The sequence below is a fragment of the Glaciecola sp. 2405UD65-10 genome (assembly GCF_048820975.1).
Classification (GTDB): Bacteria; Pseudomonadota; Gammaproteobacteria; order Enterobacterales; family Alteromonadaceae; genus Glaciecola.
Genome location: NZ_JBMEUF010000002.1, coordinates 602,260 through 619,160 on the forward strand (window position 1 = coordinate 602,260; position 16,901 = coordinate 619,160).

At 41.1% G+C, this 16,901-nt stretch carries 12 protein-coding genes; 4 read left to right on the plus strand and 8 right to left on the minus strand.

From position 1 onward, the window contains the following. Window positions 1-19: 19 nt before the first annotated feature. Window positions 20-1,276, minus strand: coding sequence for an NADH:flavin oxidoreductase/NADH oxidase family protein (locus ACOI22_RS14770; RefSeq protein WP_420672887.1), 1,257 nt, complete (start codon window positions 1,274-1,276; stop codon window positions 20-22). Window positions 1,277-1,612: 336 nt separating this feature from the next. On the opposite strand from ACOI22_RS14770, the gene ACOI22_RS14775 reads away from it, so the two are divergent. From ACOI22_RS14775 to ACOI22_RS14790, 4 genes are read left to right on the plus strand one after another with little or no spacing between them, the layout of a single operon-like run. After that, window positions 1,613-2,692 (plus strand): transporter, encoded by a 1,080-nt coding sequence (locus ACOI22_RS14775; protein WP_420672888.1) that lies wholly within the window; start codon window positions 1,613-1,615, stop codon window positions 2,690-2,692. Between the two features lies 1 nt (window position 2,693). Beyond that, a complete protein-coding gene (locus tag ACOI22_RS14780; protein WP_420672889.1) occupies window positions 2,694-3,278 on the plus strand; it encodes a YfiR family protein in 585 nt (194 codons plus the stop codon). Continuing rightward, a complete protein-coding gene (locus ACOI22_RS14785; protein ID WP_420672890.1) occupies window positions 3,268-5,316 on the plus strand; it encodes an EAL domain-containing protein in 2,049 nt (682 codons plus the stop codon). The genes ACOI22_RS14780 and ACOI22_RS14785 overlap by 11 nt, the downstream gene beginning before the upstream one ends. A gap of 16 nt (window positions 5,317-5,332) precedes the next feature. Then, a complete protein-coding gene (locus ACOI22_RS14790) occupies window positions 5,333-5,980 on the plus strand; it encodes a peroxiredoxin-like family protein (RefSeq protein ID WP_420672891.1) in 648 nt (215 codons plus the stop codon). 221 nt (window positions 5,981-6,201) lie between these two features. Here ACOI22_RS14790 and ACOI22_RS14795 read toward each other — a convergent pair whose 3' ends face one another. From ACOI22_RS14795 to ACOI22_RS14825, 7 genes are all read right to left on the minus strand, one after another. After that, the gene (locus tag ACOI22_RS14795) at window positions 6,202-8,424 is read right to left on the minus strand and encodes an immunoglobulin-like domain-containing protein (protein WP_420672892.1); all 2,223 of its coding nucleotides are present in this window, start codon (window positions 8,422-8,424) and stop codon (window positions 6,202-6,204) included. Window positions 8,425-8,652: 228 nt separating this feature from the next. Further along, a complete protein-coding gene (locus ACOI22_RS14800; protein ID WP_420672893.1) occupies window positions 8,653-10,863 on the minus strand; it encodes a winged helix-turn-helix domain-containing tetratricopeptide repeat protein in 2,211 nt (736 codons plus the stop codon). Window positions 10,864-11,003: 140 nt separating this feature from the next. Further along, window positions 11,004-11,264: a hypothetical protein gene (locus ACOI22_RS14805; RefSeq protein WP_420672894.1), complete on the minus strand. Its 261-nt coding sequence runs from the start codon at window positions 11,262-11,264 to the stop codon at window positions 11,004-11,006. Between the two features lie 6 nt (window positions 11,265-11,270). Then, window positions 11,271-11,798: a RidA family protein gene (locus tag ACOI22_RS14810; protein ID WP_420672895.1), complete on the minus strand. Its 528-nt coding sequence runs from the start codon at window positions 11,796-11,798 to the stop codon at window positions 11,271-11,273. A gap of 94 nt (window positions 11,799-11,892) precedes the next feature. Further along, window positions 11,893-13,227, minus strand: a complete 1,335-nt coding sequence (locus ACOI22_RS14815) for an aminotransferase class V-fold PLP-dependent enzyme (RefSeq protein ID WP_420672896.1) — start codon at window positions 13,225-13,227, stop codon at window positions 11,893-11,895. A 216-nt stretch (window positions 13,228-13,443) separates the two neighbouring features. Further along, entirely contained in the window at window positions 13,444-15,330 is a 1,887-nt protein-coding gene (locus ACOI22_RS14820; RefSeq protein WP_420672897.1) for a CRTAC1 family protein, read from the minus strand. A 121-nt stretch (window positions 15,331-15,451) separates the two neighbouring features. Then, window positions 15,452-16,900 (minus strand): sulfatase-like hydrolase/transferase, encoded by a 1,449-nt coding sequence (locus tag ACOI22_RS14825; protein WP_420672898.1) that lies wholly within the window; start codon window positions 16,898-16,900, stop codon window positions 15,452-15,454. Window position 16,901: the final 1 nt, after the last annotated feature.

Consider the following 16,901-nt stretch of genomic DNA (forward strand, 5'->3'; position numbering starts at 1 on the left):
ACCTAAAGCAGAGTGAACACTATGTGTTATCTAATTCATGGCCAAAGCGCTTTCTATAGCGTTTAGTCAATTTAGCCGCACGTATTTGGTCAATAATGAGAGTAAACACAGCCGATGCATTCGCCTTAACGCCTTTACCCTTTCCTACTCGGCGTATTTGCCTTTTAACTAAGGCCATTGTGGCTAAGCCAGCTAAAGTTTTATCTTTTAAGCCCACACTAGGTTGCGGTGGTACAAAATGTGGATCAGAATGCCAAACATTGCCCAAGTTTGGTTGATACGCTAACGCAGTGGCTAGCCCGGCTAAAGCAACACCTGAATCTATTACCGAGTTTGCTACTTCTAAACGTGTGATGCCACCTGTGGTCATAATGGGAATGCTTGACGTTTCGCTTATCACCTTTGCAAACTCTAAAAAATAGGCTTCACGTGCTAGTGTTCTTTCATCACCAGTTTTACCTTGCATAGCAGGTGCCTCATAGCTTCCACCTGACAGCTCTACAAAATCTACCGGTAATTCGCCAAGCATGTTCACTACCGCTTGTGCGTCACTTGGCTCAAACCCGCCACGCTGAAAATCAGCCGAGTTTAATTTTACTGAAACTGAAAACTTAGGCCCACAGGCATCTATTACGCTTCGTGTTATCGCTAATAGTAAGCGCGCGCGGTTTTCTATACTGCCGCCCCACTCGTCATTACGCTTGTTAGTAAGAGGTGACAAAAACTGCGCAAGCAAATAACCATGAGCAGCATGTATTTGTACACCGTTATAGCCCGCCGTTTTTGCTAATGTAGCGGTTTGTGTAAAGCGTGAAATAAGATCCGCTATTTCATTTTCATCCATGGCCTTTGGCTCACCAAATAAATGAGAATGCTTACCCATATTAAGCGCTACATTTGATGCAGAGAGCACTTTCCCGCCCATTTTTTTATACACTTGCCTACCAGGATGATTAATCTGCATCACAATTTTGCAATCGTTTTGTTGAGACAAACTTGCTAAATCAGCAAATTCAGAAATATTAGATGCATCTTCAAGCGCTAAACCGCCAGGGCCTGTCATAGCTAGGTGATCAACCATTACGTTGCCAGTAATAATTAATCCTGCGCCGCCCTGCGCCCATTCCTTATATACGTTTTTAAGAACTTGCGAAGGGGTTTGCGCAACATCGGCAAGGTTTTCTTCCATTGCAGCTTTTACCATGCGATTTTTCAACACAAGGCCACTAGGTAAGGTAATAGGGGTAAATAAAGAATTTTTGTTTAAATTAGACAATACACTAACCACTTAAATAATATTACGCTTACTATACCCTTAAAAGCTTAATAGTTTCCTCAAAATAAATAATTCTATTTATAGCTAAATTTAACCACACATTATTCATTTTGAGCCGATACACTTATATCCACTGCGCATTTTATTAAGTTTAACGAGTGTTGTAACATCAATGACTTAGCAAACTATACTTTTATCCTAAATTAAGTAAAACTTTTGAATTATAAGGGTTTTTGGTATAAATAGTGCATCAAAGTGATTATGCGTCAAATAATTCACTATTTACATTAATTCGCAATTTTTTAAAGCACTAACACTGCTTCGTAAGGAACCGTTTTGTCAAAAAACACACACATTGCCGCCACTCCTATTTCCTGTTTAGCAATTTTTGGGGCATTTTCAACTTGTAGCCTTGCGCAAACTACCCCAACGGAGTTTGCAGAAATGAGCCTGCAAGAGTTGTTTGATGAAAGCATTGATGCTGATGAAGTAAGCCAAGCTGAACAAGGCTCTAAATGGAGCTTTGCCTTGCAGTTTAGACGCGCTAAGTTTGACGGTTACCTTGATGGCTCTAAGTCACTTAGCTATCACGATGTGCTGTTTAATGCAGGTGAAGAAACACGTACCGCAAAAAATTTCCCAGTGTTACCCACGGTAATTACTCAAAACGTGACACTATTTAGCACCGGCTATCAATTTAGCCGCAACTGGCGGGCACACATTACATTGCCCTACATTCATCAATCAACTGATCACATTAGTATTGTGCAAAACTACGACTTTTTCGTGATTGATTCATCAGGCATTGGTGATACATCCATTTCTAGCAGTTATCGTTTTATGAAAGACAGCGAACATGACTGGTGGTTTAGCGCCGGTATTAGCATTCCCACCGGCTCTATTGACGAAATAGGTGATACTCCGCGAGATGCCGGCGACCAACAATTGCCTTACACGATGCAATTAGGCTCTGGCACCTATGATTTCCCACTAGAATTGAGCTTCCAAAGTAAAGGCGATTACGACTACGCGTTTTCAGTGTCAGCAAATATTCGTACGGGCAAAAATGATCGTGACTACCGGCTTGGCAACAACTTTAGCGTGTCAGGTAGCTACCGGTACACTATTAATTCAAGCCTGAAAGCTTTTACTGGGCTTGAGTGGCAATACGCTGACGCCATTCATGGCCGTGACACGTCACTATTAGTGCCCGGGGAATTTGAATACCCTGCGGGAATTACAAATCCTGACTTATACGGCGGTAAAAAACTTAATATTTCATTAGGTTTAAATTGGAAAATTACCCCCCAGTATCGCTTAACAGTAGAATACTCAACACCTTTGTACCAACATTTAAATGGCCCGCAACCTAAAGAACTGTGGCATTCTGCGATTAAATTAACTAAGGTGCTTTAACTTGCGGAATCAGCGTATAATAGCACCTAACATTATTTTCGACTTACTGAAGCGCTTGTTGGCGTTTAAAATAGTGTTTTTGCTGTTATCCATTTTTTGTGGTTCGCTCGCTACAGCAAATACCGAACTAAGCAAAGAAAGCAAATTAAAGGCCGCTTATTTACTCAATTTTACCCTTTTCATGACGTGGCCCGAACAAACTAGCCAAGCTGCTAGTAGCTCGCCGCAAAGGATTAATGTATGTGTTCAAGCCAATGAGAATTTTTTCGAATTCGCAAGCGCGCTGTCAAAAGGTGCAAAGTTTTCTACCTCGCGTAAACAAATTCATATTGTTAAATTTACTCAATCTGCAGATTGCCAAATGACCTACATACAACAAGATGCTAGTGTGTTTCTGCAAAGAATACTCAACAATGTATTAGTAGTGGATAACGCCACTCTTAATACTGAGCAAGCCGCCATTAAATTTTATACTGATGAACGAAAACTACGCTTTGAAATTAACCTACCTGCGCTGCGCCGCAGTGATGTAAAGGTGAGTTCTGAGCTTCTTAAGCTAGCGAAGGTTAATCGAGATGTTAACTAGGCTTCGTTTATCCTTTTTTAGAAAGCAACTGCTGGTAATAATAAGTATTAACATAATATCGCTAGCCATAGCGGCGGTATTGCTTTACATAAATTTTGTAAGTGACTCACGCAAAAATTTAGTTGAAGTGGTGCATTCCAAAGTTGCGCTTTTATCTTCAGCTAGTACCGCTGCCATTTTGTTTGATGATAAAGACGCCGCTAGTTCGGTGTTAGCAACACTCAATGTGGATACCAATATTCGTTTTGCACAAATTTTTAGAGCCGATAAAAGCCTCTTTACCCAATATAAAAAACCCGGCCAAGAAGTTGATGTTGTAATATCAGAAGTGCTTAAATCACCTTATTTTAAAGATGAAGTGCTATATATTTGCGAACCTATTTTCATTCAGCAAGAAATAGTAGGATATTTGCTGATTTCCGCGGGCACTGACAAGCTTCAACATCAAGAAAAACGCTATGCGCTGATTGTATTATTAGTATTTTGTTTTAGTGTATTTTTAGCTTATATACTCAACTGGCGGATGCAAAAGCGCTTCAATGCCCCCTTAAATAGGTTAATTAAGCTGGTACAAGAGGTAGCTAACAAACGTAGTTATCATAAACGCTTACACACCGAAAGCGATGACGAATTGGGCCAATTGTTTTACGGCGTAAATTCAATGCTAAACACCATTCAAAAGCATGAGCGGCAACTTAAAGAAGACAGCGAGCGCCTTGAAAGCTTGGTACAGCTGCGCACGGAAGAGCTTTTTAACAAAGCAAATTATGACGGCTTAACCAAACTACCCAATCGCCACTTATTAAACGATAGAATTAATCATGCAGTGGAAAGCGCATCGCGCACTAAGCAAAAGTTAGTGCTCATGTTTTTAGATTTAAACCGCTTTAAAATTATTAATGATAGTTTAGGCCATGGCATGGGTGACAAACTATTAATTAAAGTGGCTGAACGGCTAACAAATTTACTTCGCCAATCAGACAGCTTGGCTCGCTGGGGCGGAGATGAATTTGTTATTTTGCTTGAGCAAGTTACAGATAGTGAGCACACCGAACTGCTCGCCCAAAAGATTATAAATGTTCTCAATGAGCCCGTAGAAATAGACGAGCATCAATTGCATGTGTCTGCAAGTATTGGCATTTCGGTTTACCCTGATGATGGCACCGACACTGCCACATTAATAAAGCATGCCGATATAAGCATGTATCGAGCAAAAGAATTAGGCATGGGGAAATACGTGTTTTTCCATAAAGACATGCTTGAGTACGCTGCCAACTATTTGTCATTTGAAACTGATATTCGACGTGCCATAAACGAATATGAGTTTAGTTTAATGTATCAGCCTCAAATTTCAGTAAAAACCCAAAAAATGGTAGGTGTTGAGGCCTTAATTCGCTGGAATGATAAAGGCAAATTGGTAATGCCCAATGAGTTTTTAGCCCACGCCGAAGACTTAGGCGTTATGACACAAATTAGCCAGTGGGTGTTAAACGAAGCCTGTATGCAAACAAAAAAATGGCAAGTTAGTGGGCTTGATGTGCCCAAAGTGGCGGTTAATTTACCGGTATCGAGCATTATGCACCCGCATATAATTAAGTATATTAAACATGCACTTAAAAGCTCAAAGCTAGCGCCTAGCTGCTTAGAAATTGAAATTACAGAAACGAATTTTATATCATCTACTGACTACACCATTAGCGTATTACGAGAATTAAGAGCGCTAGGAATTAGAGTATCAATTGATGACTTTGGTACGGGGTATTCGTGCATGAGCTATTTACAAAATTTACCTATTGATACCCTAAAAATTGACGGCAGCTTTGTAAGCAACTTAGGTAAAAACAAAGCCGCAAATGGTATAGTGCAATCTATAGTTACGCTGGGTAAAAGTTTAAACCTTAACTTAATAGCCGAATGCGCGGAAACACAAGAGCAAGTGAATGCCTTAGAAATGCTAGAATGTGACGTTATTCAAGGTTATTTTTTCAGCAGACCCTTATCTTCTGAGCAAGTGGTAAGCTATTTAAAAAAGGCTTAATAGCCAAAAGGAAGTTATGAAAAGTTTACAAGAACAAACCCAAGCGAAGGTTGAAGCGGGACGCCAAGCCAACCCTGATTTTATGAATACCGTTGATGATGTTATTGCCCAAGCAAAAGCGTTTCAACAAGGTGCAAGCGCCCTAAAATGCGATGATCAAGCACCTGATTTTAGCTTACCCAATGCCAAAGGCGAAACCATACAGTTGGCTGATTTACTTAAAAAAGGCCCTGTAGTGGTTACCTTCTATAGAGGGAGTTGGTGCCCATACTGCAATTTACAGCTAAGAGCCTTAAACGAACGTGTAGCAGAAATAAACACACTAGGCGCACAACTTGTTGCTATTAGCCCACAAGTGCCTGATGGCTCGTTAAGTGATGATGAAATAAGCCAAATGGACTTTACTGTATTGTCTGATCAAGATGCCAAGGTGGCAGCTAAGTTTGGCGTAGCGTGGGAGGTACCACAGTTTATGGCTGATCATATGCGCGTTGACCGCCAGCTAGATTTAGACCTTATTAACAACGGCAATGGTAATATACTTCCCATTCCCGTTACGTATGTGCTGAATCAAGAAGGGTTAATTACGTGGCGATACGTTGATGTTGACTACCGCACCCGCTCTGAACCGCAAGATATTATTGATGCGTTAAAAGCGCTATAATACAACGCGATCAAAAAAGGCAGACCAAAGGCCTGCCTAACACACATTTTGAGAATATACATATTTCTATTTCATTAAGCTTCAGGGCACAACTCCTTTCACTCAATGAATACATTAGTAAAGACCAGTAAACTAATGTATGAGTATAATACCTAAATAATCACACAAAGCAAATGATAATCATTATTATTTGCATTAAGTTGTTATGCATCTTGGCAAAGCTATTTTGCAGGGACACTATGTGCTTGAATATTTAAGCTATTATTCAGTAATTGCTGAGATACCACAATAACGTTGCCCTGCGCATCTACGCCTAATGCTGGTCTAAATGCTTCTGTGAGCGGGGCTTCTTGCGCAAGTGATTCTACTTCGCTAGCATTTGGCGTATCAGCCACATTGAATCTATTAAGGAATAACCTATTTTCAAAACTTAATGTTTCGGGTATGAAAGCAGGCTGCTCCCATGCTACCGTTACTACGCCAAGGGCATCTATATTCACTAAGGCTCCGGGTGCGTTGCTGTCGCCTGCGTTGTAATCGCTGTTTTCTAGTAAAGAAACACCTAGCCACTGTTTTTGTTCGCTAAGCGTATTGGTATAAACACTGTAGGCGCTGCCATCGTACTCAGTCCACACTACAATGGCACGCTCATCGTTCATCGCAACTTGGGGATAGCGCGCATCACCTTCGGTCATTGATTCAACTTGTTCAAAAGCCCTCCAATTATCCACAGGAGAATAATAACTCGCGTATATATCACCGCTTGTATTTGCGTTAGTAGCCTGATCCCAAGTAGCTACAGCCTCGCCTTGTTCATTTATGGCCACATCAACGTTACTTACTACTACCGAGTCTTCAATAGGTAGGCCAATGCTTTGAGCGCTTAGCCAAGGGGCATTATTAGAACCTGAAAGAACCGCGTCATAAATAGCGGATTGCACGATTTCACTGTCAACCACCCACGCTGCAATAGCTTGCCCTGCATCGTTCATGGCAATGCTTGGATTAATATATCTAGTATCTTCACTGCTTGTGAGTGCATAAGCATTGCTCCATGTGTCTGAGGCTTTGTTGTATCTGCGAACATAAATACCAGGGTCTTGACTACTGTTCCCTGGGAAAGGCCATAACACTATTGCATTTCCGCTGTTATCAATAGCTACATCATGTTCTTGGATTAAGCCATCGCGATCATCAATCTCAAAAACGTCTTCCCAACCATTGGCTTTGGTGTAGCGACGAGCGGCAATGGTAGTATTAGAATTTTGCCCCGTATCATTAATCCAAGCGGCAATGGCGTCTCCGTTGTCGGCAATAGCCACTTTCACTTCTTGGCGCGCAAAGCCGGTATTGCCAAAAGAGAGCTCTTCTACGCCCCCCCAATTGTTTTGCGGACTGTACATATTAACCTTTAAGTCATAACCTTGCCGCCATGCTGCAATGGCTTCACCCGTGCTGTTAACAGCTAGATAAGGCTCGTTAAATGCAGGTGAGCCTGGCTCATTAATAAGAACGGGGAAGCTTTGCTGCGAAACGGCAAGCGTGGTGAATTGCCAAGTAAATGCATTAGCTAAAGCATTCATTGAAAGATCGGTAATATCAGTTGAAATAGTCACGGAATATTGTTCGCCAGCCGATAGCTCTTGCGCCGATTGAAATGAGAGCACCGTGCCCATTGCGTCTATATCAATTAGGCCGTCAACACTCGCGCTTTGGCTGTCGGTAACCACAAAGGCAGAATTGCTAATTGAATTATTTGCAATGGCTTCGTTAAAAGTTACCGTTATGGTTTCTGTTACCGCTACATCGCTAGCATCGGCCTGTGGTGAAACACTCACAATAATAGGGGCTGTAGTATCTACCACGTTAATAGTTCGTATAACAGTTGTAGCTGCGTTTCCGCTTGTATCACTTACATTATAACTTAACTCGTAGCTCCCTATTAATGACCGATCTACACTCCCTGTTACAATAATGCTGTTGCCTAAATCTCCTTCAAATAGGTCTGTGGCCGTGGCGCCGGCTTCGGCATAGCTTGCCCCTACTTCAATTGTTAAGTTTTGCTCACCAAGTAAGCTTATTTCAGGGCTTATAGTATCAATTACATTGACCATACGCGTTATAGAGGTGGCGCTGTTGCCGCTGCTATCACTTACGTTATATGTGAGCGTGTAAGTGCCAATGGTATCAGTGTCAACTGAACCGCTTACAGCAATATTAACGCTTATTGTGCCATCAACATCATCAGTAGCGCTTGCACCCGCGTCACTATAGTTTGTGCCTGCTTCATGATTAAGGCTTGCATCACCTATTAGCGATAATACCGGGGCGGTGGTATCAGGTATTGGGTTCTGTTCATCGTTATTGCTGTCATTTTTACATGCTGAAAGCGCACTCAAAACGACTATTGAAAGAGCGAGATTCTTTGTTTGATTGTATAACACCTTCGTTTACTCCTGTTTAACTTCATAATGTTATTGCTCGATACACGAACATAACGAGGCTAAATTTGAAACACACTTTGGCGTTAACCAAACGTGCGTTTTGCATTTAGCTTTAGTTCAGGAATAAGTATTCGATACGGCTACTTAAAATACCTCAGTAAAATATATAAAAAATATACAATTTAAAAATTAATTCAAAACCAGCCGGTTATGCTAGTTAAAATCAATTTAGTTTCTGTAGCGTGTAACAATAGGGTCTTTCTCTAATAGCCATTTGAGGCCCCAATCACTGTTTTGGATCAGCTCAATTTCTTGTTGAGCTTGCGTGGTGTTTCCGTTTAGCAAAGCATATTGTGCTTTTACAAAGGCAAATCCTGGGTGTGATTTTTGAGCGCTAGGCAAAGAAGATATTATTTCACCTAATTGCGCTACTTTTGTATCAGCCTTAGCAAACAGTGATTGCTCTCGATAGCAATAAGCTAAGTTGGAAATGTACGTTACGCCATTAGCTAGTATGTCTGCATCGGATGCTAGATTCGCTTGATGCCCCAGCATATTTTCATAGTACATTATAGCAACCTCGCAATTTCCGCTAAAATAAGCAGCGGCTGCATAGTTAGCTTTATACCCTAGGCCTGTTTTTTGTGAATCATCAGCTTGTGCTAAGCGCTTCAACCAACTTTCTGCTTGGTCTAAGCCAATTTTGGCGTAGGTAATGGTTTGTATAGGAATGCCAAAGCCGTGCTGGTCTGTTAAGGGCTCAACTATGCTTACCACGGTTTCAAGATCATTCGTTTGCAATGCGTGCCAAGCAAAAGCCAGCTTATAATAGTAGTCAGTAGGGGAAACTAAATCCTGAATGGTTTTTAGTGTTTTATCGGCTTTGCTGCCTTGCATATTCAAACGGTAACTGTACGCCAAACCCAATAAGCAATTCGTATTGCCAGGACTTGTATTTATGCAAGTTTCGTAGCTTTGTATTGCTTTATCTAACTTCCCTAAAGACTGATTAGTTTGGCCAATGCCCCACTGAATTACACTAGAAAGCGGCGCTATTTTTTTCGCTCGCAGGTAGAGCTCTCGCGCTTTTTCAGGTTGGTAATTGGCGCGTAGCAAATTAGCATAATTCACCAAGGCTAAATATAGCTTAGGTTTTTGGCTAAGCGCTTTTTCAAAAGATGCTTTCGATAAATCAAATTTCCCTTTGTTGTAGTAGAAAATACCATATGCCGCATGGGCTTCAGGTAAATTAGGGTTTATGGCTAGGGCATTGTTAATGGCTTCTTGAAAAAGCTCAGAGGCTTCTTGAGGTTTAAGCGCTTTTTGTTGCTGTAATAGTAAATACGACACGCCCAAATCTACAAAGGCCATGTCATAGTTTGGATCAAGCAAAGTAGCCATTAAAAACTCGTCTTTTGCTTTCACTACGGCTTCTATATTACCTATTTGATTCAACCTTCTACCGCGAAGTACGTGCAAGAAAGCTTCACTTGATTCAGGCTGGTAGCGCAGCTTACTTTTTTCAAATTCGGTGAAGCTTGCGTCCATAGATTGGGCAATATCGGTGCTTATTTCAAATTGAATGGCAAAACCATTTTCTTGGGATGCAGTAAATACTCTTGACCAACCAATGGTACCGCTAATTGCGTTCACTAGCTGCACAGTTGTGCGCATCGCGTTTTTTTCTTCACGCACCGAGCCTTCTAAAATGTAAGTAACACCAAGCTCTTTCGCTATGTCTTTTGCATTCATATTTGTATCTTTGTAGGCAAAAGATGAGCGGCGAGAAATTACGCTAAAACCATCTACTGTGTTTAACTGATGGATAATTTCATCGGCAAGCCCATCTGCAAAAAACGCCAATTGTGCTTCTTTATCAAAAACTTCAAAGGGCAGTACTGCAATGGATGTAGGCGGAGGCTGCGCGGGCTCCTGCTTATGCGTTAACATAAAGCCTAAGGTAATTATTACGAGTAATAAGCCTGCTAATACCACGTACTTTCGCTTGTGCGGTTTAGTTGTTAGCCTTGAATCTTGCGGTGTGGCGGGAATGGGAGTACTAGCTTCGTATTCACTCTTATGCTCTGTTTGTAGTGCGGGCTTAGGCTCTTCAAGGCTTACAATATTAGCAACTATTTGGTAGCCTTTTTTAGGCCGCGTTTTAATGTAAGACTCAGGGGAGCTTTCGGCGCTAAGGTATTTCCTCAGGCTTGATATTAAGTTATTTAGCGCGTAATCAGTTACATAACGTTCATTCCAAATTTTGAGCATAATGTCTTCACGAGACACCACACCTCCTTTGGCCTCACATAACATGCAAAGTAGCGCCATTGCTTTGGGTTCAATATTAATCGTTTGAAGCGAGTTACTTAGGGTATTTTCAGCAGGATTTACTAACCAATTTCCAACTTTAAACCTTCCTTTTACTATTGAGCTCATATCCTTCCAAGCAGCGTACAAAATTCAAGCAATCATAGTATAGGATTACTTGAATAGTTACTAGCTAGTTTATAGATATGAACCACTTGGCGTTACAGGCTCTAACAACTCAAGTGGTGTACTGAGTTTTCAAATTTTATCTATGACAGTTTGTAGCGTCTAAGCGACACAAGTCCCAATCCAACTAAGCCTATTAAAAATATACCACTTGTTGACGCTGAAGCATTTAATATTTGACCAAAACTAGTCCAGTCAATAGAAACAGAATTACTTAAGAATCGGGTTTGCACGTCATGGCCTGCGCTAGATAAAAAGCCTGCTAAGTTATAGCCATCATTAACGTAATTTCCGCCGCTTGCTTGAGCAAATAAAATTATTGCAGCCAGGCTATTTACTGACACTATTTCTTATTCGTTTAATTCAATAACTGCGCTTACTTCGACTGACATATTGCCTGGCAAACTGCTCATACCCACAGCAGCGCGCGCGGCTTTTCCATCATCACCGAACGCAGTCACAAATAGGTCAGAAAATCCGTTGATGACCCTTGAGTGTTCAACAAAATTGGGGGTGGCCGCTACCATGCCGTTTATTTGTAGCACTTGCTTCACTTTTGATAAATCACCTACCGCTAGTTTTATAGTCGCCAAAGCACATAGGCCTACTCGTTGAGCCGCCTCGTAACCTTCACTTACATCTAAATCTTTCCCCAGTATACCTAGTACACTCTTTCCTTCACATGCACCATGCCCTGACAAATACAATGTATTGCCTGAACGCCGCCAAGTAACATAGTTGGCAATGGGCTTAACCGGTGCTGGTAATTCAAAACCCGCTTTTTTAAGGCGTGTTTCAGGGCTTGAGCTAATTGTTTCTGCGTGTAGTGGAAGGGCTACAGAGAGTGACAAAAGCCCAAGTAGTAAAAGATTTTTCATGGTGTTCCTTATTTATTTTAAAGTATAAGATTATTGTTATATTGAATTGCTATGACGAAATGCTACAACCGCCTGAGCTGAATTTAGAGCTTACTTATGCTGAATCAGCTATTTCTTCCAAGGCCAGTACAAATTGATGCATGTTGTGGGCAGTAGTGAAAACTTGCGGAGTTATTCGAATGCAGCAGCCGCTTGCTAAACCAACGCGAATTACAGTAAATATGCCAAACTCAAGCTCTAAGCGTTTTTGCAAAGCGCTCACTTCTTCTTTTGAGCTTTGGCCTACCAAACGAAACGAAGCCATTCCTGTACTTGAAGCTTTATCTAAGCCGCCCAAAACTTCAATGTGTTGCATTTTTCTCGCCTTGCTAGTCCACAAGTTTTGCAAATACAGTAAGCGAGCTTCTTTGTTTGCACCGCCAATTTTATGGTGAAAATCAAGCGCCGCCGGAATACTCAATATTGAGGCGAAATTACTGGTCGCCATATGTACTCGCGCGTTAACGTTCGTATTGCTGGCATCGTGCTCTCCAGGATATGGGTGTACTTTTTCTAACGACCTTTCCTTCATATACAAAGCACCCACTCCCACGGGGCTTCCTATCCATTTGTGCAAATTAAAGCCGGCCCAATCCACATTCAAATCGGTAATTTTAAAATCAAGCAAACCCCAAGACTGCGCACAATCGCATATAATATCGATGCCTTTTTGCTTAGCGACTTTTGCTATTTCAGCAACAGGTAGCACCAAGCCATGCTGGTTACTTACATGGGTTAGTAGCATCAATTTAGTACTTGGGTATTGTTCAAATGCTTTAATGTAGATATCTAAAATTTGTTGCTGGGTAGCTTGCGCGGGCAAAGTAAGCTCTACAGCCTTTAGATTGTTTGTATCACCTAACCAGCGCATTGTGTCTTTAAAGCTAGGGTAGTCAATATCAGTGTAGAGTACTGTATCGCGGCTAGTCAGGCCTTTATACTGGCGAATCAAGTTGTGTATTGATTCGCTCGCATTTCGCGTAAGCGCTATTTCTTCGTTTTTAGCCCCTAAGGCCTTTGCAACTTCATTTGAACTCAATTGCATGTCATTACGGTAGTGTTTGCGCGCATAAACTGACAAATGCTTATTTACCATTTGTGTATTTTCTATGAAGTTACTTTGCACCGGCGTCGACATTTTGCCCCAATAGCCATGCTCTAAATTAATTATGTTGGGCGCTTTGTCATAAAAGAGTGCAATTTGCGCCCAAAATGATTCATCTTGTGCGAGTTCTTGCGGGCTTAAATTTTGCAAATTTAGGGGGAAGTTTGGTGTAGTCACAGCCTCAGTAGCATGACTTAATGTTGAGTAAGCCATAGTGCCCGCCGCGCCCAAGGCCATTGTTTTAAGCATTTTGCGGCGATTCATTGGTGTAAATTCTGCGCTCATGATTTAGCCCTTTTCAACGATTAAAACTATAACTAAGTTTTTAATTTCAAAGGCATAAAGCACATTTCAAGCCAAATAGTGTGGTATGGCTAAGTGCAGCTTGTTAAATGTTGATAAGTACTAACTAACCACCTGCAATAAGCGCAAACTTATTTGAGGTGGTTGTTTGCTAGCCTTATTCAAGTTAAATGCTAGAAAGCGTTTGCTAACCCTAACTTACATCGAAATCGCGTTGCCAGCTTTGATATTCGTGACTACTTTATTTTCACCATTCGTCCAAGTTACATTTACGCTATCAACGTTAGCGCAATCACCCAAGCCAAAATGCACACGAGACTTCAGCATGTGGTGATACCCTTCGCCACTGGCTCCCACTAATTGGCTTTGCCTCTTACCGCATGCTGTTATGTCAACGCGTGCGCCAATTGGCTGAGCATAGCTGTTCGGTGCGTTCGTTACATTTATCACTACGTAATTATTTTTATATTTGGCCTCTAATTGGTTTTTAGCCAAATACCAACTTCCACGTTCATTACCAAAAATTAAATCTAACCGCCCATCTTGGTTATAATCAATTGTAGTAAGGCCTACACCTGTGGCACCTATTTCAAGCGATGTTAATCCCGCATTAAGGTGTTTTTGAAACCCACTACCTGCATTATTTATATACACCTTATGCTCCACTGGTAACGCCATATTACCATATGGACTTATTGCTAAATCAACATACCCATCATTGTTGAAGTCTCCTGCAGCGGCGTGGGTTGTTTGTTCAACAATATCTATTCCCATAGCTTGGGTTACGTCTACAAATTTTCCATTTCGATTTTCTAATAAGTAGGGAGGCATTGGTTTACGCTTTATTTCTTTGGGTTGAGAACTTACATTAGTTACCACAGCACTTAATCTAGATTTAACGTACCCGCCAATTCTCCACTTTCCGTCTCCTAAATATCCAATGTGCATGCCTTTTAATTCTTCTCCCTCAGGCCAACCTTTCGCGTCCTCAGGCCGTATTATTAGTTTACCGCTTGCGTAGTGACCATCTCGTAGAGCTTCAACTTTCGTTTTGTTTTTTCCCAGCTGTATATCATATGTAGCATACGTTTCTTGGATGTTTTCCAGCGTCAAATTCTCTCCTTCAATGGTTAAATTATCGAACATGAATTTATTGCGGAAAACAAAGAAAGCAAAATTCTTTGCAATAGGGTCGTAGTAGCTTTCTTTTTGAAATTGAAATAGGCTCCGACTTAAAAACAAATCAAAATCACCATCATTGTCAAAGTCAATTTCTGTAATACTGCTAACAAAGTCTATATTAGCTAACTCTCCAAAAGCCTTAGCTGTAGCATCTTCAAAAGTACCAACACCATTACCTGTAGATAAAGTTAGATCTCTACCACCATGTACTATTATATCTATAATACCGTCGTTATTAACGTCAGTTGTTAAGGCTTTCATCGATAAAGCATCATGGGGAATGGGTAGCGTAATGGGTTGAATAAATTCCCCTCCGGCATTCTTATAAAGTTGATTGGTTGTTAATGATTTCACTTTTTTAGGTGCAAAACCGGTAACGAATAAATCAAGTGCTGCGTCACTATTTGAATCAATAAATTTAACAGCGCGCCCTCTTCCAGGTAAAAAGTCTTCAAATACACCTAGGCGCTCAATTTTTCTATTCTTATCAACTGAAAAATAAACCGGCCTTCTTGGGTTACCACCATCTCCGCCACCCTGAGCAACTACAATATTGATGTTCCCATCGCCATTGTAATCTGACACACCTACCCCGTGTGTATCACCCTTAATAAGTTCAACGGGTTGTGAAAATGTTCCCTCTTGGTTCCAATATATTAAAGCGTGAGCGCCGTGATGAGTTACAAGGACATCTTCCCAACCGTTTTGATCAATGTCTGAAACAACAGCCGCTCCCCATTTTTTATGATAACTATCACCAAACGGGATGACATCCGTTGTTTTTGTAAACAACGCCTTGTTGTTTGTCTCCGCTATTTGTATGTTCTGGCTTGATGAGCAGCTAAATAGCATTAGCGCAAACGCGGCTATATATAAAGGTCTTCGTTCATTAATAGTTTTCATATTTCGGTCAACCGTATTTGGAATATTGATATCAGATCCCCATCTTTGTGGGGATGGAAAATGCGCGAGTTGTACTAATAAAAAAGTGCATTCGAGGGGATTACGAATGCACTTAGTACTGCTACTTTAAGGTAAACGTTTCGCCAAACTTAGGCATATCGTCTTTGCGCCATTGATCACCTTCCCAATGTTGATGAAACCACAAAGGTTGCACATTTGACCAACTCCAATGAGCCACATCATTCACTAAATCTTGTAAAATAACTGGGTGTGTTTTTGAAAGATCATTGGTTTCAGAAATATCTTTTTCGATGTTATAAAGCTGCCATTTACCGGTATTTTTTGTTCTAACAGCTTTCCACTGGTCACGTCTTACCGACACATCATGCGCTGCTTTTCGGTGCCTCATTACGTATAAACTTTCACCTTCACGCGCACTAGTACCATCACTAAGGTGGGCCCAAATATCTTTACCATCAAGTTCTTTTTTCGCGGGAGCTTCAGCCCCAGCTAATGACAAAAACGTTGGATATAAATCTAGGGCAGACACTGGATGTGGGTAGCGCTTAGCCGCCCCTATTTTTGACGGCCAGTGCATCATCATAGGCACACGGTGACCACCTTCTCTTGCACTTCCTTTGCCTTCTTTTAAGGGTTTATTAACACCGCCGTATTGAACTTTCCCACCGTTATCACTTAAAAATACAATCAATGTATTATCATATTGCCCACTGGCTTTGAGTGATTCAACAATGTTATTTATACCTCTATCAACTGCGTAAACCATTGCTGCATAAGTGCGGCGTTTCTCGTCTTTGATATGCTTAAACAAAGCTAAATCTTCTTCTTTTGCTTCAAGCGGAACATGCGGAGCATTGTAGGCTAAGTATAAAAAGAAAGGTTGAGAAGTATCGTCAGCCGCTTTATTAATAAACTTGATGGCCTCTCTTGATAAGGCATCGGTCATGTATTCTGTTTCACGCACCTCAACACCGTTGTGCTGTAGTGGAGTAATGTAATCATTGAAAAATTTTACTCCCTGTTTTTTAACGTGTTCATATTGCTTGTAGTATTGTGCAGGAAAAAACTTGTGGCCCCCTCCCAAAAATCCGTAAAACTCATCAAAACCCCGTGCGTTAGGATGATATTGTGCTTGTTCACCCAAATGCCATTTTCCAATTGCACCGGTAAAATAACCTGCCTTCTGCAATGTTTTACTAATGAATTCTTCGTTTGTATCAATGCCAGCAGCAGAACCATTTACCGGCAAGTTAAACTGCGAACCAATTTTATGGGGATAGCGGCCAGTCATAAGAGCAGCGCGGCTTGGGCCACAAAAAGGATGGGCTACGTAAGCTGAATCAAAGGTAATACCGCCTTGCGCTAAAGCATCTAAATTAGGGGTTTTAATGTCTTTGCTCGCATACTGACTAAAGCCTACATCTGCGTAGCCTTGGTCATCAGTGAGAACAAGTAATATATTCGGCCTAGGCGCTTGCTCTGTCGCTGTCGCTAAACCTGATAATAAACAGGATGCGCTAAAAATATAGCTAATAAATTTTGTTTTCATA